This is a genomic window from Enterococcus dispar ATCC 51266 (assembly GCF_000406945.1).
Taxonomy (GTDB): Bacteria; Bacillota; Bacilli; order Lactobacillales; family Enterococcaceae; genus Enterococcus_C; species Enterococcus_C dispar.
This window is the reverse complement of the sequence record NZ_KE136354.1, coordinates 586,325-609,348: the sequence shown is the minus strand read 5'-3', so window position 1 is coordinate 609,348 and position 23,024 is coordinate 586,325. Positions and strand designations below refer to the sequence as shown.

The 23,024-nt window shown below is 36.2% G+C and carries 14 protein-coding genes; 1 reads left to right on the top strand and 13 read right to left on the bottom strand.

Annotated elements, in window-relative coordinates; all coding sequences use genetic code 11:
* Positions 1–75: 75 nt before the first annotated feature.
* From RK01_RS02960 to lepA, 9 genes are all read right to left on the bottom strand, one after another.
* Positions 76–1,419: an FtsK/SpoIIIE domain-containing protein gene (locus RK01_RS02960; RefSeq protein WP_016171808.1), complete on the bottom strand. Its 1,344-nt coding sequence runs from the start codon at positions 1,417–1,419 to the stop codon at positions 76–78.
* Between the two features lie 69 nt (positions 1,420–1,488).
* Positions 1,489–1,824 (bottom strand): type II toxin-antitoxin system RelB/DinJ family antitoxin, encoded by a 336-nt coding sequence (locus tag RK01_RS02955; protein ID WP_016171807.1) that lies wholly within the window; start codon positions 1,822–1,824, stop codon positions 1,489–1,491.
* Positions 1,825–1,833: 9 nt separating this feature from the next.
* On the bottom strand, positions 1,834–2,208 hold the full coding sequence (locus RK01_RS02950) for a YdcP family protein (RefSeq protein ID WP_002335604.1): 375 nt from the start codon (positions 2,206–2,208) through the stop codon (positions 1,834–1,836).
* 12 nt (positions 2,209–2,220) lie between these two features.
* Positions 2,221–2,535 carry a YdcP family protein gene (locus RK01_RS02945; protein ID WP_016171806.1) on the bottom strand — a complete coding sequence of 105 codons (315 nt, stop codon included), beginning with the start codon at positions 2,533–2,535 and terminating at the stop codon, positions 2,221–2,223.
* 113 nt (positions 2,536–2,648) lie between these two features.
* Positions 2,649–5,876: a fibrinogen-binding MSCRAMM adhesin Fss3 gene (gene fss3, locus RK01_RS02940; RefSeq protein WP_034864568.1), complete on the bottom strand. Its 3,228-nt coding sequence runs from the start codon at positions 5,874–5,876 to the stop codon at positions 2,649–2,651.
* A gap of 283 nt (positions 5,877–6,159) precedes the next feature.
* Positions 6,160–7,992, bottom strand: a complete 1,833-nt coding sequence (locus tag RK01_RS02935; protein ID WP_016171803.1) for an ATP-binding protein — start codon at positions 7,990–7,992, stop codon at positions 6,160–6,162.
* Positions 7,979–9,358: an SIR2 family protein gene (locus tag RK01_RS02930; protein ID WP_016171802.1), complete on the bottom strand. Its 1,380-nt coding sequence runs from the start codon at positions 9,356–9,358 to the stop codon at positions 7,979–7,981. Before RK01_RS02930 ends, RK01_RS02935 begins: the two co-directional genes overlap by 14 nt.
* A 131-nt stretch (positions 9,359–9,489) precedes the next feature.
* Complete coding sequence (locus RK01_RS02925) at positions 9,490–10,404, bottom strand: helix-turn-helix domain-containing protein (protein ID WP_016171801.1); 915 nt, start codon at positions 10,402–10,404, stop codon at positions 9,490–9,492.
* 195 nt (positions 10,405–10,599) lie between these two features.
* Complete coding sequence (gene lepA / locus RK01_RS02920; protein ID WP_016171800.1) at positions 10,600–12,435, bottom strand: translation elongation factor 4; 1,836 nt, start codon at positions 12,433–12,435, stop codon at positions 10,600–10,602.
* A 172-nt stretch (positions 12,436–12,607) separates the two neighbouring features.
* On the opposite strand from lepA, the gene RK01_RS02915 reads away from it, so the two are divergent.
* Entirely contained in the window at positions 12,608–13,828 is a 1,221-nt protein-coding gene (locus RK01_RS02915; protein WP_016171799.1) for a GNAT family N-acetyltransferase, read from the top strand.
* A gap of 101 nt (positions 13,829–13,929) precedes the next feature.
* On the opposite strand, the gene RK01_RS02910 is transcribed toward RK01_RS02915, so the two are convergent.
* The 4 genes from RK01_RS02910 to RK01_RS02890 form a co-directional block, all read right to left on the bottom strand.
* Complete coding sequence (locus RK01_RS02910; RefSeq protein ID WP_016171798.1) at positions 13,930–14,385, bottom strand: GyrI-like domain-containing protein; 456 nt, start codon at positions 14,383–14,385, stop codon at positions 13,930–13,932.
* A 333-nt stretch (positions 14,386–14,718) separates the two neighbouring features.
* Positions 14,719–17,325, bottom strand: coding sequence for an ATP-dependent chaperone ClpB (clpB, locus tag RK01_RS02905; RefSeq protein ID WP_016171797.1), 2,607 nt, complete (start codon positions 17,323–17,325; stop codon positions 14,719–14,721).
* An 888-nt stretch (positions 17,326–18,213) separates the two neighbouring features.
* Positions 18,214–19,635: a pilin N-terminal domain-containing protein gene (locus RK01_RS02895; protein WP_016171795.1), complete on the bottom strand. Its 1,422-nt coding sequence runs from the start codon at positions 19,633–19,635 to the stop codon at positions 18,214–18,216.
* A 1-nt stretch (position 19,636) separates the two neighbouring features.
* Positions 19,637–22,723: an MSCRAMM family protein gene (locus RK01_RS02890; RefSeq protein WP_016171794.1), complete on the bottom strand. Its 3,087-nt coding sequence runs from the start codon at positions 22,721–22,723 to the stop codon at positions 19,637–19,639.
* Between the last annotated feature and the right edge of the window lie 301 nt (positions 22,724–23,024).

The window sequence follows — 23,024 nt, the reverse complement described above, 5'->3', positions numbered from 1 at the left end:
CCTCCTGACGCTTTCATCTCTAGTTTATCATACTTTTAGCCTGATACCTTAGAAGACTAAATTTCTCTGTAGCTATCATTTTTCTTGTGATTGCGCTACTTGTTTGATGGATTCCAAGAAATCATGCCCTTTTGGTACAAGTGGCGTATAAAACTCACTAATTACACTTCCTCCTGTATCCACATAACCTCGACCTTTGATGTGTTTCATAAAGAAATTTTTATCGACCTCGCCATACATCATGGAATACCCGAGTTCACTCATACGTCCTAAAGCTACGCGAAAGTTGAATTGATCGCGAATCCCATCTCCTAAATATTTCGCATCTGGTCTTTGACAAGCCAAAATCAGATAGAAACCAGATTGACGACCTAACATCACGATTTGTTTGAGCTTATTCAAAATCACCGCACTCTCCTTAGTCGTTAACATTTCCATATAAGCCACGTATTCATCAAAGATTAAAAAGGTTGGCGGAAGTCCAAGATAGGCATAATTCTCTCCTGTTTTGTAGTCGGGCATTTCTTTCATTTCCTTACTACGAGCCATCATGCGTTCATAGAAATCTTCCACACAAGTAGAGATTTCCTCTTTTTGGGAGTATACGTGAGGCATTACTGTACCTAAATCGGCTAGGTCGGCATTTTTGGGATCGAGGATAAACAATTCTGCATCTGACTTCAATAGTGCTTCGATAATGGTGAGTAAGAAATAGGTCTTCCCTCCACCTGTACCGCCAGCAATTAACATATGGGGCAAGGAGTCATATGCCCATACTTGATTTTTCATCAATCGCAAAGTCCCGTTTTCTGCCACTACTTCTTCAATTCCAATTCGATTGGCAATCATATCGTATAACAAGGTGTATTCCACATAGGAGTCTTTGAGTTCCTTTTCTACTAGCTCACAATACAGCCCACTTTCTAACTTCTTTTCCAACTTCAAGAGCTGATCTTGATATTTTCCCAGTGAAATTTGAACGCGAATAGAAAGTAATCCATCCTTCATTCGATAATAGATTTTGGGAAAGTAACTAATACTCTCTTTGGTTCGACTACTATTCAAATCTTTGAAAAAACCTTCACTTTGAGTTTGTTTCACTTCATACCAATGGTTTTCTAGAATCATCCGAGCCAACTTTTGTCGATGCCATAAACTTCGCCAATGGTCCTGAAAAAAGTGAATATAAAGCAACATCATGCTTCCTGAAAGAGCGAGACTTCCTAGTAAGCAGATTAAATCTTTCATGGACAAAACAATTTCAATAGTGGAAAGTGATAGCTTAGAAATCTCAAATTGTCTAAACTCATGAAAATAAAAGACGCTCATCCAACCGATGAATAAAGCGATTAGCCATCCAAGAACAAAGTGATAAACCAAGTGCCGATCTCCTGCGCGTATGCGATGCCCTTTGTACATTTTGATGGTTTCCACCTCCAATGGAAAATTGCCCAATAGAATTTTATTGGGCAATTTCAAAAAGTTATGCTAGTCATTTACTGACACGGGAAGTTGTTTCGTTTCAACCAATTGTGTTAAAAAACCTTCAATGGCATCCGGCATCTCTACACCGATTTCTTCCAAGACAGATTCTGCCTGGCGACATAAATTTTCATTTACTTCGACAACCATAAAGAAGGACTCTTCCTCATCCAACCATTTGAGTAAGTCAAAATCTTCCTCATTGGTTTCAAAAAAATCCTGATTCATAATAAGAAATACTTTTTCGTCTATCGTCAAATCCTCGTTGACTTGCTCTTTGGTTAGTTCTCCTTTGCCATATTGATCGAGACAATCTAAAATATGTTCCACATTAATTTCCATATTCTTCACCTATTTCTTTCCTTCATTTTGGTTCGTAGGGTTTCCTTGATTCGGTTGTCGCTTTAAGACTAAATCATCTGCCTTAATGAACCAATTGACAGTAGTTCCTTCTCGGAAAACATAATTGGCAACGGTATCCACGATTGGATTGACCAACTCTACCTCTGCATCATAGGCAAACTCGCGTAAGGGCACATTTGCTGGGATACTAACTTGGATCATTCGACCTTGAGCGGAGGATTTCAAATTATAGGTCCGTTCTTTTACCTCGTTACTAACCGTTCCGTCCTCATTTTGCTTGCGTACTTCCCGACGTAATGCGGAAAAACGCAACTTGCCAAAGGTTAATCCTGAATCTACAACAATGCCTTCTGTTAATCTCATCTTCTTTTCCTCCTATGCTTTCACTAAATCATCGACATACAACACGTAATCGGTAAACCCACGATTCTCAATCTCATACCCTTTGGCAACCAAGTGGGGATTTACAGCTTTTAGTGGTTGATCTTGATCAAAATCCTTTTCTCCGGCTTCCGCACCTACCACCACTTCAATATCATCGGCTCGTTGCTTACTGGAATACAAATGATAACTACGACCAATTACTGTAGTATTCCGCCCATATCCTTCTGTTAAAATTTCACCTTCACCGGCGTAACTCAACTTGCCAAAGGTTTCAACCATATTTGGCACAACAAATTTCAATTCCATCTTTTTTTCCTCTTTTCATTATTAGTTTTGGATACAAAAATAGCGCGACCACTTTTTTTAGGAGGCGGTCGCGCACGTTGTTTCTTATAATTTACTGGTTTTATCACATCACCTTAGTTTCGGCGATTCCAGAAATAATAGCCAGCCGTCGCAAAGATTAAAGTAAAACCAATGAACAGTAACACATTGGAATTTTTCTCCCCAGTTTGAGGAAATGTCTTCACTGTAGGACTAGATTCTTGAGAGTCGCTTGGAACAGTTAGCATTTCCGGTTGTTCTGGCGTACTTGGTTTGGTTGGCACTTCTTTTGGTGTTAAGGTTTGAGATTTTTCTTTTAGATCCTCATTGTGTTTCCCATTGATATTCCCATCTTTATCATAGTTAATTTCTTTGAAGGTAAAACTTGTGCCTTCTGGATATTTACTTGTGTCCACTTTTTCTGCAAGCACGGTTTTGGTAAATTCTTTATCATTCACTTCGTAATCAATTTTGCCAGATTTCCAAATTTCTTTGTTCGTACCATCTGGTAGTAGTGCATACAGAATTGTTTCAAATGCTTCTTTTGAGCCATCCAGTACATCATGGGTAATGGATACATCATCAAACATAGCCACCACGTCACAATGAGTAAAGGTCTGAGAACCGTCTTCTAAGTGCGCTTTTGTTTGGATGAAAACATGACGTTCCACTGTGCAATTGACAGTTTGAGCTTGATTATTCAAACTAGCATCCTTCGCTACTGGCTCGTCACCTGCTTCAAAGGCTTCCTTGTTTTTATAGACATAGTTGAATAAGACAATAGTTTTATCTAAAACTTGTTCAGCGGTTAATTTATGTAGAATTTTCCAAGTTCCTGTTTTCTCTTTATTCGCCAAGGTAGCCGTTGTTTCGGCAATTACCACTGGTTTGGCTTTTTCATCTTTTTCTTGGGCAGCTTTTGTGGCTTCCACATCAATGGCTTGCGCTACCACATACCAGTCTTCTTTGATTTCATGTAGATTGTAACTCAATTTATCGACTAGTTCGGTAGAATCTAGAGAACTCAATTCTTTGTTTCCATCCTTCCAAGTCGCAAGGGAAGTCAAGCTATCTTCTTCCTCGGGTAAATCATAGAGCATTAAACGGTTCAAACTAACAGAAAATGCTTTGTTCGTCAGTTTCTCGTAAGGAACGGTCACCGTTTTAATTGGCTGTTTTTGACCTTGTTCGGTAATGGTAAAGACATACTCACTCTTGGCGTAATCCTCTTTATTTTCTTTAAAAGTAGAATGAATTTCTAATGGTGTAATCTCTTGAAATCCTTCTGGCGCTTCTACTTCTTCAAGTAAATAATCCCCATAAGGAAGATTTTCAAACTTGCCATAGCCATCAAAACCTAGTTGCTCGTTATAAGCTGTGGTCACTTCATCTTCAGCGCCTGTAATCTCATTGGTCCCTTCTAATGGTGACACTTTAAAGGTTAGATCATTGAAGCCAGTTTCGGCAGTGCCAGCAGCTGATCCGGCAAATTTAAAGAAATCAAAGCCAAAGCGAATCACTTGTTCTTTTGCCGTAACATCTCGGGTAATCACGGCATTTTTTTCGCTATCATCCACCTTTTTGATGGATACAGGATACTTCGTTTCATCCAAGGTATATCCTTCAGGTGCTTTGGTTTCTTGCCAGTAATACTCGTTGATGGCTAAGTGTTTAACGGCAGCTTGATTCTTTTCATCTAAAGTCAAAGTCACCGTTTCATCAGAAGCTTTCGTTCCCTTAACTAATTCTGGTTTAAAGTCCTCACTCCATTTAACCGCTTTTCCATCCTTAGCAGTAAACAAGGTGTATTCAGCACCCTCAAAGACTGCCTTTCCTTGTGTTTTATCTCCAGTGTCTTTGTCTTCTTTCGTCAAAGTGGTTTCTCCAGTAATTTCTTGGTTTTGCCCTTTTACATTACTGGTCACAAGGGCTATCGTTTGATTGGCATACTTCAATTCGACTTTTACGGGTTTAAAGGTATTTACAAATCCATTACTAGCTTTGGTTTCTGTCACGTAGTAAATTCCCAATTCCAATGCATTGGCAATCTCTTTTGGTGTTTCCGCATGACCTTTTTCATCCGTGGTCATTTCTTGAACAATTTCACCAGTGGGATTGTCCTTGCGAATAGCAAACGTGTTTCCAGCTAAAGAGTAATTGTCGTTCCAAAGATCACTTCCTGTTTCACTCCCGGTTTTATCCAGAATGATTTGACCTTTTTCTCGCGTATTTTTTGAAGTCACGGAAATGGTCTCGCCCGCATTAATCGTAGCAGTCATAGGTGTGGTATCAATCGTATAAGGCGCCGGCACTGATTTTTCAGTAATGGTTACCTTTGTACCATGAGGAATCCCATCCAATGTCGCAATCCCTTCTTTATCAGTAGTTACATCTTTTGCAGGTAAAGTTTTTCCAAAGTCTAAATGGAAAACCGTTCCTGGTACAATAGCACCTGATTCTTTATCAATTTTTTTAATCTTTAAAGAACCCTCAGTTTCCACATCAATTTTGACCGTGTAAGTGTTCGGTATATCAATCGCCCCGGCCATCAAGGTTTGTTGCCCAGCCATCTTATAGGCGACCGGTGTTCCAGTTCCAGCAGATTTCTTAAGCGTCAGCACACCATTTTCTTTAGAATTGGCATTTGGGGTGATGACCAACTGATTGCCATTGACACGATAATCAATGTTTGCAGTATTTTCCACAACTTCATCGAATTCTGACAAATTCAAATTATTCGTATCCCTTACAGTAGTTGATTGACCTAACACTGTTTTAGCCGTGCTATTATGGAAGCTTGGTTTCTTCTGATAGTTCGCGATTGCTTTGTTAATTTTTGCTTCAATAGCTGGGATATTTACGGCACTACCATCCGAACGTTTGATTGAGTGAAGGGTGTAGCCGTTAACTTCTTGCCAGATCATCTTCTGTGCCACAATATGAGTATCTACATCTGTGCCGGCTTTTTTCCATAAAACGGAAACTAATTTGGCTTTCTCCGGTATATCCAGCAATGGATTTTTCTCATAGCCTGGAGTGAATTCATTGTAAATAGGCACCCCTGGTTCAATACAGAAAATATCTTGTTTCACGCCATTGTACACCGCATAATGTGGAACAGTGACTTCTGACATTGGACGGCCGTCACTAAAGGTTCCTTCGACAGCATACTGATGCGCTAAATCTAATTCCACGGTTACCGTTTGTGGATGAGTAATTTCATCGGCGAAGGCAATCGTAGGACCAATCGCTCCGCCAATTGTTTGACCTAATAGAGCTAAAGTGGCAAATAATCGCCAATTTTGAAATCTCGACTTTTTCATATAATTAATCTCCTTTCCCATTTGGGTAATAAAAAAAGAGACTTCCATCTCTGAATGTCTCAAATGTTTAAAACTATTCTTTTCAAAAATTGTCAGATACCGTATATCAAAAACTCCAAAGAGACTTTTCCAATATAGGCATACTGAATGATGCAATCCGTATTCGGGATATCTTTTCCGTCCTCGTATTTATCCATCTTACATTTATTCATAAAGCCTTCCTTTCTTTCTGAACATAAAAAAAGACCCTCAATTTTTGAAGGTCTCATCGTAAAAATTTACGTTATTCATTCACCCAAGCTTCCACTAAATCCACAGTATCACTTTGTGGACGCAAAGTTTTATCATTTATAAAATCAACGTTCACAATCATTGGTAAGGACAAAGCTGTCCCAGTGATAATACAGATACCTTGTGATAAACCTGGAAGCATTGATTTAGAAACTCTATCTAGAGTTGATAATGAATTATCAATTATTTGAAGATCTCGCTCATTCACTAGCTTGTGTAGAAAGAAATTATGAACTTGTGAGAGAAGTGTGGGTGAAATATCTGCTGGTCTTTGACTTGATAAAGTAAGGAAAAAACCAAATTTCCGACCTTCTTTAATGATTTCCTCAAAAGTAGAAAGTCTATAATCCTTCCATGACGTATTGTCGTTTCTTGATTGATCAGACAAAATATTATGTGCTTCATCGATAATAAGATGGAAACTAATCTTATCTTTACTCGTCTTCTGCTCATCAAAAAACATTTTTGAAGTTAACATCGCTACAATTTGTTTAGCTTCTTGATTCAAATCACGTAAAGAAATTATCTCAAGAAATTTGACATTGTCGATCTGTTCCACTATCTCTATATACTTCTGAAAACCTTCAATACGGCTATCAATTCGTTTTAGAAGCGGGTCTATATGATCCGATATGACATTTCGATATAGTAAGTCTTTGACTAATTGTAATTTACATCTAAGTTCAAACTCTTTGAATATATTTAATTTTTCCGTTAGAATCATATTTTCAACCTGATTAAGATTAACGGCCTGCATATGTTTACATTCCCAATTTCCATCAAAAAAAGTACTGTTTACAATAAATTTTGCAGGGTCATCCCTGCTGTATATCTGTGCCTGTTTGATTGGCTCCAAAGCTTCACCAGAATCATAAAATTCATCCAGAATACTTACAAATCTATTCTTTAAATCCATATTGGGAAAAGTCGTAAATATCTCTCTGAGTATAGAACTTATCCATCTTTGTAGTGACTCTTCACCAAAACCAAACTTATTTATCCCTTTAAGAACACGTTCCAAAAAAGGTTTTTGAGTTTGTTGAGTCGCGGAAAAAAGAATAGACAAGATCTCAGAACTAAAAAAGATATCCCTTTTAATCTGTAACCTTTTATTTGAAACGGTTCTAGTAGATAATTCATATATATTTTTTTCGCTCTTAGGTACACCAAATGAGTTATCATGCACGTACTCACCGTTAAAGTCTATGACAACAAATCTACTTTTCTCTCTTAGCAATGGGAACGGTTGTTTAAATAGCTCAAAGTACAATTTATGAAGTGTATTTGACTTACCACTACCAGTATTTCCAAAAATACCAATATGTGACGCAAAAAAAGAACTTATTGGTAAGTTAACCTCAATTTGCTCATTTAAGCTTTTCCCGATTTTAATAGTTTGATCTCCATTAAAATGATCAAAGCTATTTACATAGATAGTTTGTGTCTCCTCAGTTGTCGGTATTGAACAAATATTTCCAATCATTGGAATATATGTTGTACCAGTAGTAAAACAGCCTTCTGAAATATATCCAATAATTTGGATATCAAGAATTCTTTTGATGGTATTCTTACTGAACCTGTTATCCAACTGATAGTTCTGCTTGTTATTTTGAGTATCCCAAATTGATTCAGAATTGACTCTGCCTATTATTTTAATAAAGTTCTGACGAATAACTACAAAACTATTTACACTTAAGTTTTTTATCACTTCACCATTATTAATATATGTCGCTTGGTTCATATCATCAAAAGTGATAGCTTTACACCTGATTCCGTTCACTTCAACAACTAAAGCAACCTCTATATTAGAATTATTCGTCATCATCTACTACCTCCGTATATTGACTATCAATATACTTTTCAGAAAGATTTCCTTCGATAATCCTGTTAAAAGCTTCAAAATCTATAACCGCATCTTTATTATCATAAACTGATACTTCCTCAGAATAAGTGACAATAGTACTATCATTTGATCTAATCTGATTTGTTTCTAACGGTAGGCGAGTCTCGTCTTCGATTTCAGTTTGTTTCATAATAAAATCTGAAGGTGTTATAAACACAATATTGGATGGGACCGCATTGGCTCCAAAGCTAAATTGATTTATTATTTCACTTTTAGTACCGTCTTTATAACAGAAAATGAATACTAATAAATTTGGATTATTTAAAGATCTTTGGACAATGTCTGTTATATGCTCATCTAAAAATGAAAAGCCGAATGCTATTAAAACTGATTGTTCCTTCTCAAGCTCATAAGACAGGAATCTAAGCATATTAAAATACTGTTCTTCAATTAAGGTAGACTGAAATTTCCTTTTTGTGGGTAAGACAATCTGTATTTCACTAATTTTTTCACTTATACCTTGTAATTGATCATAATACTTGTTACCAAAATAATTAATCACTTCAGTAGGGTTCTCAGTAAATCCATCAATACGTTTACCTAATACGGCATCTTTCAACTTATCCATGTTAAAGAACCATTGATAAGTTGTATCATAAGCTGTATCTTTTTGAAGTTCTGACCAAACTTCTTCTGCTTCTCTAGCAGTTTTAATAGTGTCCAAAAGACTGTTATCAACAAGCACTCTATCTCTCCCGATAAAGTTTTGCTCATTCATCCAATTCACAGATCCATGACATTTCACCAAATTAATTGTTGGTAATTCGTTGGCATAATTATCAAAGGCTCCAGCATACAACATTGTCTTATTAAAATTTTCAGTGCTAAGATATCTTTTCATATAACCATTCGTCCCGTCATTAAAGAAAATTTTGGGATTCGATTCTATATTTTTTTCGACAGCTATTTCAAGAAACAAATCATAATTCGTAGTAAAGATATTAGTTCTTCTTGGAGAAACACGACTATTTCTTAGTTTTAGGAACTCCACGCAATTAAAAATAAATCTTGAATATTGATTCATCACAGAAGACCCAGAACCCAAGTGGTTTTCCGATTTACCTTTTATTATATATTCAACCAATATTGAATTATCTTTGATTGCTATATAATAAAAAATAAACATAACTAGTCTTTTACCTTCTTCAGTTATATCTTTGCTAGTCATATATTCCTCAATTTTTCCTAAGCTTGAAAAAAATGGTACCGAAGCTCCTGCTCCAAATAAGAATGTCGTTCTTTTCTCTGAAAGAACAGATCTAAGAGCTTTTACCTTTGAAATTGTCATAATAGTTTCCTCCAAAATTGGAATTCACTATTATTTTACCACCAATTCATAACAAACGATGATTCTCCTCAAAATTGTATTAAGATATTTTTTTAATATCTCAAATTCAAGTAATCTATTCTTTTTAAAAACTAATTAACACCATATATCAAAAAATCCAAGGAGACTTTTCCGATATAGGCATATTGAATGATGCGATCTGTATTTGGGATATCTTTACCGTTCTCGTATTTATCCATCGACCATTTTGTAATAGGCGGTGAAAAAAACTTTCCAAAGTCTTCTCTTTCTAAACGATAATCCCTTCGAATCTTCCTAAATCTTAGTCCCATTCGGAAAGGATCCAATTTTTCAAATTGGTTAATCCTATTTCCCCTTTTCAACATCTTGCTAAAAGTCTCCCCATACAAAATATAAGGGACAGTCACTTTCCCAAGATAGGCAACATTCATTAATCTTTCAATATCAGGAATGTTCGCACCCTTTTCCCATCTATTCACAACATTCTTACCTGCTAGTCGAGTAAAGTTCTTACCAAATTTTTCCAGTGTCTCACCTCGATTTTTCCGAATCTCTTGGATTCGTTTTCCCATCGCTATTTTATCGACGATGGGTAATTTAAACGAACCGTCATCTTGTTTTATATCCATCAAAATTTCTTTACCATCGTTAGAGAGGAATACAGCAATTTTTTGTTGCATTTCCTTCGATGGTTTTCTCTTTCCGTTTAAAACATAACTAAGTGATACTTCACTAGTCCCTACTTTAGTAGCCAACTCTTTATTGAGTAACTTGTTCATGTCTCTGTATGCAATTAGTTGATCAATAAGAAGCCCAACTCTATTCTTCTCATCTTTTAATAGAGTTTCTACATTCAGAATTTTACTTAGTGTATCATCTACATCTTTTGGAATTTTCCTTGTTCCTTTTTCATACTTGACTAAAGCACTTTGCGAAATCCCCGCTAAGTCGGCTAGATTCTTTTGAGACATTTTTTTCTCTTTCCTTAAAGATTTAAGAAATTCTCCACTTATATTTTCAGACATGAAAAAAGCACCTCCTATGAGATGCTTTCATCATACGCTGACGGTTAAAAACCTTCAAGGAAAATATTCCATTTTTGTTAATTTCAATACTACCGTGACAACCGTATGACAGTTTAAACTTTTTTAAACGGGTAAATCACGAATTTTGCGCTACTCGAAAAGATTGATTTAATAGGATTTTCCGTTGGAAACAAGCTATTTCGCGTTATCCTGGTCATCCATTTTCAGAACGGCCATGAAGGCTTCCTGTGGGACTTCGACTGAACCAATTTGTTTCATGCGTTTTTTACCTTCTTTTTGTTTTTCCAACAGTTTACGTTTACGGGAAACGTCCCCGCCATAACACTTGGCCAAAACATTTTTACGCAGTGCTTTAATATCAGAACGGGCAACAATTTTTTGCCCAATCGCCGCTTGGACGGGAACTTCAAACTGTTGACGGGGAATTAATTTTTTCAACTTTTCAACAATTGCTTTTCCGCGTTCAAAAGCAAAATCGCGGTGCACGATAAAGCTTAGAGCATCGACTTTTTCACCATTTAATAAAATATCCATCTTCACAAGCTTACTGGTGCGGTACCCAGACATTTCATAGTCTAAAGAAGCGTAGCCTTTGGTGCTTGATTTCAATTTGTCAAAAAAGTCAAAGACAATCTCAGACAACGGAATTTCATAAACAACATTCACACGATAATCATCTAAGTAATCCATCGTGACAAAGTCTCCACGTTTACGCTGAGACAATTCCATCACAGCACCAACATAGTCGTTTGGCACCATAATTTGTGCTTTCACATAAGGTTCTTCTACATTTTGAATGGCGACAGGATCAGGAAAATCAGCGGGATTGTCCACAATAACTTGGCTGCCATCAGTTTTGTTAACATGATAAATAACCGAAGGCGCCGTGGTGATTAATTCTAAATTGAATTCTCTTTCCAAACGCTCTTGAATAACATCCATATGAAGTAAACCTAAGAAACCACAACGAAATCCAAAACCTAATGCTTGTGAAGTTTCTGGTTCAAATTGTAAAGCAGCGTCATTTAATTGTAATTTTTCCAACGCTTCACGTAAATCGTTATAACGAGAAGTATCAATTGGGTACAACCCACAAAACACCATTGGATTCATTTTTCGGTAACCATCCAATGCTTCTAATGCTGGATTATTGGCCAGTGTAACGGTATCCCCTACTTGTGTATCTTGAACTGTTTTAATTGCAGCGGTAATATACCCAACGTCACCTACCATTAAATAATCACGGGCGATTGCCTTGGGTGAAAAGACACCCACTTCAGTTACGTCAAAAGTTTTACCATTACTCATTAATTGGATCTTATCGCCAGGTTTCACTACCCCATCCATTACGCGCACATTTAAAACAACGCCGCGATAAGAGTCATAGACAGAGTCAAAGATTAACGCTTTTAAAGGCGCATCTAAATCGCCACTTGGAGCTGGAACGTATTCCACAACTTGTTCTAAGATTTCTTCAATCCCAATCCCTGCTTTAGCAGAAGCTAATACTGCCTCACTGGCATCAATTCCAATCACATCTTCAATTTCTTGACGTACCCGTTCAGGGTCAGCTGCTGGTAAATCGATTTTATTGATAACCGGTAAAATTTCTAAATCATTATCTAGTGCCAAATAGACATTGGCTAAGGTTTGTGCTTCAATTCCTTGTGCTGCATCAACTACTAATACAGCCCCTTCGCAAGCAGCCAAACTACGGGAAACTTCATACGTGAAATCGACGTGTCCTGGCGTATCAATTAAATGAAAAATGTATGTTTGACCATCTTTAGCGGTGTAGTTTAATTCAACAGCATTTAATTTAATGGTAATGCCGCGTTCCCGTTCCAAATCCATTGAGTCTAGCAATTGATCTTGCATTTCTCGACTCGTCACCGTGTGTGTTTGCTCTAAGATACGGTCTGCCAAGGTAGATTTTCCGTGGTCAATATGGGCAATGATGGAGAAGTTCCGAATCATTTCCTGTCTTTTTTTCATATCTGCTAGATTCATATATACCCTCATTTCTTTATTACCGCGACAAAATCCCTGCGGTCTGCTAACTTCAGCCTTTTCATTATACCAACGAAACTTAGATATTTAAAGAGTTTTCCCTAGCTTGTAAACAACAAATTTGGCAATCTTTGTTATACTAAAATTAAGAACAAAAATTGGAGTTGAAATTATGGAAGAACACTTTCGCGACGAATTACAAATTCTACCAGTGGAAGAAAAAGATGTCGATCAATTTAACGAACTATTAAGTTATGTTTTTCAAATCACCGAATCTGATATTGAAGAAAGTGGCTTTGATAGTAAAAAAGAGATGATTAAATCAAAAAAACCAATTTTGGAGTTATCAAAAGTATTTGGTTGGTTTCACAAAGATCAGTTAATTTCGCAAATTGCTATTTACCCTTGCGAGGTCAATATTCATGGTGCGGAATATAAAATGGGGGGCATTACAGGTGTTGGTACTTACCCTGAATATGCAGGTCATGGGTTAATGCAAGATTTGGTAAAAAAAGCGTTAGAAACCATGCGTGCTGATCAACAGTGGATTTCGTACCTGTATCCCTATAATATTCCTTACTATCGGCGTAAAGGTTGGGAAATCATGTCGGATAAATTAACCTTTAAAATCCGTGATACACAACTGCCAAAACAAGTTGATGTGCCGGGTATGGTGGAACGCCAAAATGTCGACCATCCAGATGTTTTTACAGTGTACGATACTTTTGCTACTCAAAATCATGGTGCCTTAAAACGAAGTTATTTTCATTGGGAAGAATACTGGCGTTATGAAAATGAAGAAGAGCGGACTGCCGCGATTTATTATGATAGTAAGGGCAATCCTACTGGCGTTTTATTCTATTGGGTAGCTGAAGAAGTTTTTCATGTTAAAGAAATGTTTTATTTGAATCAGGAAGCACGCAATGGTTTATGGAATTTCATTTCTGCTCATTTTTCAATGGTCTACTGGGTGAAAGGAAATATCTATAAAAACGAGCCGTTGGCATTTCTATTAGAAGATAGTCAAATTAGAGAAACAATTGAACCTTACTATATGGCAAGAATTGTCGATGTCGAACAATTTCTAAAAAAATTCCCTTTTGAGTCTTTTAAAGGTGCTTTTCATTTTGTTGTCCGTGATTCACTGGCCGATTGGAATAATACTACTTTTTCCATTATTGGCGACGATGAAAAAATTACGATTGAAAAAGGAACTACATTAGGTCCTGCTGTTAAAATTGATATTCAAACTTTAAGCTGTCTTTTAATGAATTATCGACGGGCATCTTACCTTTATCGCATTGAACGCTTGCATGTAACTGATAGAAAAACTATCCATATTTTGGAACAAATTATTCCAGATATGGAAGCCTACTTTAGTGACTATTTCTAAAAAAAGCGCTGAGTAACTCCTTATCTAGCGAGTTAACTCAGCGCTTTTTTTGACGCCAAATATTTTAATTTTTCACTAGCTACTCAAATCTCATTGGACGCCTATTGATATGGCAATTGAATAATAGTCTCTGCCTTTCCCTCAACTTCTTCATAATACTCATAACTTTCCTGCTGAAATGTTCCTTGTTCTTTTTGAATTTCTTCCAAAAGTAAGCGATAGATAAGTTCACTATCATTATCATCTTCGATAAATGTCGCTACTGCAGCTTTAAAAGTAGGACGAAGACGAATTTTTAATGATTCAGGCGCTAAAAAGTCTTTTGCAATTGGTAAGCAAAAACCAACTTTTAAAGGATTGGTATGAATTTCTCCTTCATCACTCACTTCTAAATAATGGACAAATGGTTCCCCTTTAATTCCTACATCAGCAGCAATCAGTGCAGTAGCCATTTCCTCATAAGCTTTTCCTAAAGCCGCACCAAAATCATCTGCCGCTATTTCCTCTTCTTTTTCTAATACCAGCATCTCGGGTATTGTTTGTGTTTTTATTTCCATTTTGACCCGCTCCTTTATTTTCTTTCTTTTAATTATAGTCGAGTTCGTTTTGTTAACCTAATATTTTGTCACCACAAAAGCTAGCCGGAATCCCGCAGTTCTCTAGTAATAAGGCGAAATAAAGAGATTTAATGCCCCCGCAATGAGCAAATTTTTAATACCTTACTCTTCAAATTTCTTGAAATTTTAGCTTATTATCATAGAGAGTTCGTTGCTGTTGCTAAACATCAAGAAAAGTGAAATAAATGCATTCAACTCTTTGGCATTAGAGAAAAATTATAAAGTATCTTTACCTATAAAAAGGAATCAGTTCAGGGAACTGATTCCTTTAAATTAATTTTCAGTTATGGCTTCATTTTGAAAAACCAATTGGTCGTTTAAAAGACTAATTGTAACTTTCGTCTTAGGTAAGACACGTCCTGAAACAATTTCTTTTGCCAGGGGTGTTTCTACTTCCCGTGTGATAAAACGACGCAATGGTCGCGCACCATAAGCGGGTTCATAGGCATTTTCTGCCACCCAAGCTTTAGCATCAGCGGTAATATCTAAGACAATTTCTTGATCAGCCAAACGTTTTGATAATTGTACAATGATTTTATCCACGATGCCAGTTACATCTTCCAAGCTTAATGGTGTGAATAAAATAGTATCATCGATACGATTTAAAAACTCTGGTTTGAAGTGTCCCCGCAATAAATTCATCACTTGATCTTTGACTTCTTCTGGAATCGTGCCATCACCTGTTACACCCTCTAAAAGAAGTTGAGAACCAATATTACTGGTCATGATCATAACAGTATTCTTAAAATCTACTACCCGTCCTTTTGAATCAGTTAAACGACCATCATCTAACACTTGCAGTAAAATATTAAAGACATCCGGATGGGCTTTTTCAATTTCATCTAACAGAACAATGGTATATGGATTACGACGTACTGCTTCAGTTAATTGACCCCCTTCTTCATAACCCACATAACCTGGAGGTGCTCCTACTAAACGAGAAACGGAATGTTTTTCCATATATTCACTCATATCGATTCGTACCATGTGGTCTTCTGAGTCAAATAGATTTTCCGCTAAGGCTTTAGCTAATTCTGTTTTCCCTACTCCGGTTGGCCCTAAGAATAAGAAAGAACCTAATGGGCGGTTGGGATCTTGCAAACCAGCTCGTGAGCGAATCACCGCATCACTGACCGCATTTACAGCTTCATCTTGTCCGATGACACGATTATGAAGTGTTTCATTTAACTTCATTAATTTTTCCCGTTCCCCTTCCACTAACTTGGTTACAGGAATCCCCGTCATCCGTCCAACAACGGTCGCAATTTCTTCTTCTGTGACGGATTCTTGGACTAAACGTACGTGATCATCCCCCACATTTGCTTCTAAGGTCGCCAATTCTTTTTCCAGTTGTGGAATTGTTCCATGACGTAAAACAGCTGCCCGTTCCAAATCATAATTATTCTCAGCATCTTCTAGTTCATGTTTAGCTTTGTCAATTTCAGAACGTTTCGTCGTAATTTTATTTACTTCTTCTTTTTCTGTTTCCCACTGCATCTTCATTGCATTGGCTTCTTCACGTAATTCTGCCAATTCTGCTTGCAATATTTCGAGTCGTTTCTTAGAAGCATCATCGCTTTCTTTTTTCAAAGCGGCTTCTTCAATTTCCAATTGCATCAAACGTCTCGTCACTTGATCCAATTCAGTTGGCATTGAATTCATTTCCACTCGAATCGTGGCACTCGCTTCATCTACCAAGTCAATTGCTTTATCTGGTAAAAAACGATCCGTAATATAGCGATCAGATAGAGTTGCTGCCGCCACTAGTGCATTATCATGGATATTGACACTATGATGAATCTCAAAACGTTCTTTTAGACCACGTAAAATGGAAATTGTATCTTCGACTGTAGGTTCTGCTACCAATACTTTTTGGAAACGACGTTCTAATGCTTTATCTTTTTCCATATATTGACGGTACTCATCTAAGGTAGTAGCGCCAATCATATGCAATTCTCCTCGTGCCAACATTGGTTTTAATAAGTTGCCGGCATCCATACTACCTTCTGTTTTACCAGCACCAACAATATTATGAATTTCATCGATAAATAAAATAATGCGACCATCAGCTTTTTTCACTTCTTTTAACACAGCTTTTAATCGCTCTTCAAATTCACCTCGGAATTTCGCTCCCGCAATTAATGAACCCATATCTAAAGAGAAAATCGTTTTGTCTTTTAGATTTTCAGGTACATCTTTGCGGACAATACGTTGGGCCAAACCTTCGACAATTGCTGTTTTCCCAACACCAGGTTCACCAATAAGAACAGGATTATTCTTTGTTTTTCGAGATAAAATCCGGATAACATCGCGAATCTCTTCATCACGGCCAATAATAGGATCCATTTTGCCAGCTTTTACTTGCTGGACTAAATCGACACCGTATTTTTCCAGTGCTTTATATTGCTCTTCTTGATTTTTTGAGGTCACTTTTTCCCCTCCTCGCATTGATTCAATATTTTGACGCAATTCCTTTTCAGTCACACCTTGATGCACCAAATACTTCGTCAAACGGTAATTTTTTAATTTCATTAAGGCCAAAATTACTATTTCAGTTGCTAAAAATTCATCACCGAAACTTTTCCGTAATTGATCGGCTTCATTTAACAAGTTAAATAAGTTTTGACTCATGCTTTGACCATAAGCCACGTTACTTCCTGCTATACTTGGATACTCATCAAGGGCTTTATCAACTTCTCTTTCAAAGTCTGCCACATCAACACCCGCGTCTGTGTAAAAATTACGCCCAAAATGATTGGGTTGTAAGAAAATTTTCCATAAATGAGCAATGTCAATTTCTTGATGATGGCGCGTAACTGCAATCTGTTGTGCTTCGGCGATTGCTTCTTGCAGCGTTGTCGTCATTTTTTCAATATTCATTTACCATTCCCCCTAAAGTTAACATTGAAGTGAGTTTTATTACTTCTATCATACTACTATCCTGCTATTTTGGCATAAACAGCGCAGCAAAATTTTTTTACTCACAAAAATATTATACACCTTTGGTCAATAATGGTCAAAAATAATATACGCAAATTTCACATCTTTTTTATGGATTTTTAGCAAAATAAAGACAACTTAATTAACTGGAATTTAGTTGCAGGGATAAAACTCTGTTTACAGCTGAATTATTTACGCTAAGTAATTTCTTCGAATTATGTACCAAACTCATTTTTAACGCCATAAGTAAAAATAGATGCTGAAAGTGGCGTAATTTGCGCAACATATACACCCATAATTCATCTTTGAAAAATGGTCGGAAAAATATTAAATATTCCCCTAAGAAAGGCTCCCAACTCTCTTTATGAAAAATTGTAATAACCTCATCTTGGTATAATTTTGGCTGTAAAGGTGCCACTTTCACAAATAATTTGCTACAAATTTCGATAAAATACAAATACGTTAAAAACCTTTTTTCATCCTGAGTCTTTTGTAAAAAATTTTTTAAACGCTGCGCCGTTGTCTCTGGTTTAAAATAGCTTAATTGATTGGGACTCACCACAAGATACATATTATTCTCCTCTCTTCTTATTATAACAACGAAAAAAAGGGAAGGAATGTCAAAATTTTTAATAACGGAAGGAAAGCTAAAATGACTCGTTTCGCTCTCAAATTTCTTGAAATTTTAGTTTATTACCATCTAGAATTCGTTTGTCAAACTAGACCCCAATGACCTTAGTATCTCAGCCTTATTTCTTGTGAAAAGATAGGATTCCTTTACCTATAAAAAAGCCGGAGAAAAATTTCTCCGACTTTTGATACAAAATACTATTTATCGTCTTCATCATTTTTTTTCTTCCATAAGAAGACTGCTCCACCAGCTACAATAATGCCTAATAAAGAAAATGCTGCTTTTCCTTCATTTGTTTTTGGCAACATACGTCGTGCTGTTGTCGCCACTGTATCGATCAATTGACCAAGTGTTTGAGGTAAACGACCACGGGTACTTGGTGTTTGAGGCGTCGGTGTAACAGTCCCTTCTTCTGTTGGTGGCGTGGTAGAAGAATTTGTTGTGGTTTCTCGTGTATTATATACACGAGGAGTCTTTTCTTCCATTGCTTTTTGCGGTACTTCTCCATCGGGATTTTCTAGCATTGGTTGTCCATCAATTAAAACTGGTAAATACTTTCCGTCTTCATCATACCAAGACTCTGGCACCTCAATTTTAATTCGTTTTTCATCGTTACCAATCACAAATCCCGGTGCACTTTCCAACTCTTCAAAATAAAATGTTCCCGATGGTAAGAAACGTGCGCCCGTATTAACCAAACCGTCTTTATCTGATTCAAAGATATTTACCCGATCGTCATATAGCGGATCTTCTGACTCTACCCATTTATTTTTAAGATCATTGACATCACTCATATCCAAATACAGTTTTTTACCATTTTCGATACGATAAATGGCAAATTTTGCACCTGCAACCGGTCCTAAATCACTACCATCGGCTTCTTTACCAAACTTGAAGAAATACGGATCACGGACATAGCCAACATTTTTAGGGTAAAGGTGAATCTGGGATAAATTTTCACCATTCACAATTACCGGCAAAGTGACTAAAATAGGTCGCCCTAATTTCTCCATATCCACATTTAAATTTTTTTTCTCAGTTATACCCGTTTCAAGAATCAAATAAGCTTTTTCTTGGTTGCCATCTTTGACTGCCAAACCAGGAAAAGTGGCGATGCCTTCCAAAGTCCGTCCGTCTGGCATTTCAGTTTTTTTCGAAACAGTCGCCTGATCATATACTTTGGTTAATTTTGATTCATTCGCCATTTTGATGGCTTCTTTTCGAGCTAATGTTGCGATATAATCCACAAAATCTTTTGTTGATGTAACTTTTGTACCGTTTGGTAGCTGGCCTTTTTCTTGTACATCTTTGTACCAAGGAGTGGCATCATAAACATCAAACATTGCACCATTTAGAGGTAAAGAATTTTCTAACAAAATATTATCTTGTTCCGTTAACTGTTCTCCGACAATCTGCAAACCATCATTTTGATACTCCCAATCTTCTAATTCTTTATTATCTTTCCAACGTAAATCACGGAAAATTCGTTTGTGTAGATAAATCGTCACTTCATCAGGATTATCGGCGGCCTCTACGACTTTTTCTTCTCCAATATTCAGTGCCATTAATAATGGTAACAGCATCAATAGTGCAAGTATGCTTGTGATAAATTTTTTCATCTTAAGCGCCCCCTTTCTTATTTCGATAAACATAAAAGGCGCCTAATCCTCCAACAAGAACCAACATAACGAATGAGATTGTTATAAAGCGTTTTATTCCTTCACCACCGGTTGCCGGCAATGCACCTTTTTGATAATTTTTCACAGTAACAGAAAGTTCAATCATTTCTTTATCGATTGGATAAGATATTTCCACCTCTTCGAATACTGTACCATCGGCCGAAACTGTAATAGTACCTAATTCATCCACAGTCAGTGTATAAGTTAATTTATGGGGAATATATTCTTCTAATCCTTGAATCTCTTTTAACTGATAACTTTTACCTGGTTGTAGGTAGACATCTGTTGGCAGAGTCAATATTCCTTCTGCAAGGGTTACATTTTCTTCTCCAAAAAGATTGGTAGTAGATGGTATACTACCATCTAGTTCATATAGTCCAAAGCTTACACCTTCTAAGTTATGTTTCGTATTGCCATCCACCTTATGAATATTTAAGGTAATATCTTTTAATAGATTGTTGACAATATATTTATTATCCACTACAGTTGTATCCTTAATTTTTAAAACAAATTTTGGTTTTTCTGAAGTGCCTCCTTTTGTAATGATCAGGCTTAAAGGTGCAGGTTGCTTCACTCGATTAGCCGTTTCTTCATTACTAAGTGTTTCAGTAATTGTATATTCGCCTAAACCCAACCCTGTAAATGTCCCAGTTGTTTTTTTCTCATCAACATTAAAATTTTCATTTTCAGTGCTAAAATACCCTGTTTTTTCTGGCGCTAAAGCAATTTTAAAATTAGCTTCAAACCATTCTGGCAAACCAGTTTTGCCATTTAACTGCTTTTCAATTTCAAGTGTTGTATCTAAAACAGTTAGTTTATGCTTGGCACTAATTTCTCCTTTGTGTTCTACTGTTGTGGGTACATTATTTCCTGCCACTGTCCCATATTTATTGACATATTCTAAAGCATCATCTTTTGCTTCAAATTTATTTGGAATTAATTCACCTGTAGTTTTATACTCAGCTTCTTTTGCCTTCGTTGGCAATTGGGCATACTTAGGATCAAGCGCTTTATCAAATTTTATAGTCGGCTGCGCACCATATTTAAAACTGCCGTCTTCGTTACGATAATAATCGTAAACGTCTTTCTGCCAATTTTCTTTAATTTCTTCCTCAGAAAGTCCTGTTTCTCCTAATAAAATTGTCTGACTCGTTTCAATCTCACCATTGGGAACTTTGACATTCACGTAAGGAGTTGTAAGATTGTCATATTTTACATCACCATAAATATCGAAGTTTTTTCCTTTATTGCTTCCATCAACAAAAACTTGTGCCGATCCTTCATTTGTAGCGACTACATTTCCGCCAATAAAATCATCTTTTGCTTTAACCTGAATTGTTTGACTCCATTCGTAACGTCCGGTATTTTCATTTTTTGTCATTGTCTGACTATCAAAGGTAACGGTGTTCTTCTCAACCGTGATACCTTCTTCTTTACCCGTTGGAGAAACGATTTCAAAGTAATCAGGTATTGTATCCACGACCTTTAAAGACTCAATTTTCATCATTTCACGAATTTTTTCAAAGGCTTCTTGAATGATTTTTCCTGCATCGCTACCCTTTTTTTTGTTGAAAAAATATTCTGGCTTTTCAACGATTGCCTTGTAGTTACTCATACTATTATCGTGAATGCTTTTATCATTATCCGTGAGTGCTATTATCATATCACTATGCATCGTCTTTTTCTTTGGTACAATTTTATTAGAAGCATCATTTTGATCATTTAAATTGTTCCCACCAATTACTAATCCTAACGGTAGTTTTCCATCAGGAGGGTTACTAATAAGATTGATTGTTTTTGTATTTGGATACTTATCTGCGCCACTAATTATCTCCATAACAGGGTATAGCGAATTATTACCGGTATTTTTGTTATAGCATTCACGTATTTCTTTTGCTAAAGTAGTTCCATCTTCTCTAGTTCCAAACAATTCGTCTAAAGTATAATATTGCATATAATTGTAAAGATCCGAATTACTGGCTGGCCAACCTTGCACTTGGATGCAAGGAACAACCGCCACTCTAAAATTTCCTTGCCCCTTTATTTCATTGTAAATTACTTCTAATTGTTTAAAAACTTGCTCACGACGATCATCCCCTCCATTTTGAGAACTACTCGCGTCAAGGTAAATAATTAAATCACCTGATAACTCTCCTGGAACACTTGTTGAAGAAACTTCTAGTAAAATATCATACAAACGATCATTCCAAGCATTTTCAGTTGTAGAAAGTTGCGCACTTTTTCTTGTTTCTACACCAAATTTTTCAAATGGATCTTCTTCATTTAAGATGGCTGCCTTTTTAATAGTCTTTGGCTGATCATTTTTAGTGTTATTATCAGCTTTATCAGCCTCTTTTATTTCAACTGTGTTTTGGTTCTCTTTTTGAATAGTGGTATCTTTATCATCATTCTCGTTTTCTTCATTTACATTTGTATCGTACTTACTATAATCAAATTCATATTGAACGGGTTCATTATTTGCACCTAAAATATTTTCATTAATTGTTTCGACTATTTGAGTGTCTGAAACACTAGCTTTTTCTTCAGACTCATCTACTTCATTTGTACTTGCTACTTCAACTGGCGTAAGCATTTGCTCATCAAATTGAAATTGCATCGTAAATTTCGTATCTTTTTTCGCTGTAACTTCTATTTCACCCTTCGTTTGTTTTTCAAAATCTTTTAAAATATACCAGTTGTTCTCTTTGACAAATTTATTTTCGGGTAAATTAGGCTTAAGTGTAGCTGGCAACATAAATTTTAACTTTCCAGCTTTTTCTATCGTAGTTCCTTTATCGTTACTTGTATCTTCCACATTGATTTCATATTGGATATTCCAAACCACGTCTTCTTCGGTTACTTTGTGAGATTGTGAAACTTGCAAGAAGTCTTCACTAATAATATTTTCGGCAACTGGTTCATTGGCTGACGTCCGCCAAATTGATGAAATGGAAAACACTCCTTCAAAAAGTGGTAGTAAAATAGCTAAAATAGCAAAGACAGCCAATATTTTATACTTCTTCTTCATCTTTATTCTCCCCCCTTTTTAGAAACTGACACGCTCTATTCCATACTCCAATTGTAACAACCTTATTTTTTTTGTTCAAAAAGTTACAAATTGCTCCTGCTACAAGAAGAACAACAAATGAGTGTTATTTATTGGCTCTTTTCCCTTGCTATTAGCATATTCTTATCGATCTCTTATTTATAAAATTAATTGAAGCAATCATTCTCGCTAAAAAGGCAAAATATTTCTGTTAAAGTTGACTGAGAAAAACGTCTAAAAACTGCTTTCTTACATTGTTATCGTACTTTTCACTTTAAACAAA

Coding starts and splice junctions, on each gene's coding strand:
- RK01_RS02895 (WP_016171795.1), bottom strand. CDS start 19,635: ATGAAAAAATTTATCACAAGCATACTTGCACTATTGATGCTGTTACCA.
- RK01_RS02910 (WP_016171798.1), bottom strand. CDS start 14,385: ATGGAAATAAAAACACAAACAATACCCGAGATGCTGGTATTAGAAAAA.
- fss3 (WP_034864568.1), bottom strand. CDS start 5,876: ATGAAAAAGTCGAGATTTCAAAATTGGCGATTATTTGCCACTTTAGCT.
- RK01_RS02955 (WP_016171807.1), bottom strand. CDS start 1,824: ATGGAAATTAATGTGGAACATATTTTAGATTGTCTCGATCAATATGGC.
- RK01_RS02930 (WP_016171802.1), bottom strand. CDS start 9,358: ATGACAATTTCAAAGGTAAAAGCTCTTAGATCTGTTCTTTCAGAGAAA.
- RK01_RS02960 (WP_016171808.1), bottom strand. CDS start 1,419: ATGTACAAAGGGCATCGCATACGCGCAGGAGATCGGCACTTGGTTTAT.
- RK01_RS02935 (WP_016171803.1), bottom strand. CDS start 7,992: ATGATGACGAATAATTCTAATATAGAGGTTGCTTTAGTTGTTGAAGTG.
- RK01_RS02925 (WP_016171801.1), bottom strand. CDS start 10,404: ATGTCTGAAAATATAAGTGGAGAATTTCTTAAATCTTTAAGGAAAGAG.
- clpB (WP_016171797.1), bottom strand. CDS start 17,325: ATGAATATTGAAAAAATGACGACAACGCTGCAAGAAGCAATCGCCGAA.
- RK01_RS02890 (WP_016171794.1), bottom strand. CDS start 22,723: ATGAAGAAGAAGTATAAAATATTGGCTGTCTTTGCTATTTTAGCTATT.
- RK01_RS02915 (WP_016171799.1), top strand. CDS start 12,608: ATGGAAGAACACTTTCGCGACGAATTACAAATTCTACCAGTGGAAGAA.
- RK01_RS02945 (WP_016171806.1), bottom strand. CDS start 2,535: ATGGAATTGAAATTTGTTGTGCCAAATATGGTTGAAACCTTTGGCAAG.
- lepA (WP_016171800.1), bottom strand. CDS start 12,435: ATGAATCTAGCAGATATGAAAAAAAGACAGGAAATGATTCGGAACTTC.
- RK01_RS02950 (WP_002335604.1), bottom strand. CDS start 2,208: ATGAGATTAACAGAAGGCATTGTTGTAGATTCAGGATTAACCTTTGGC.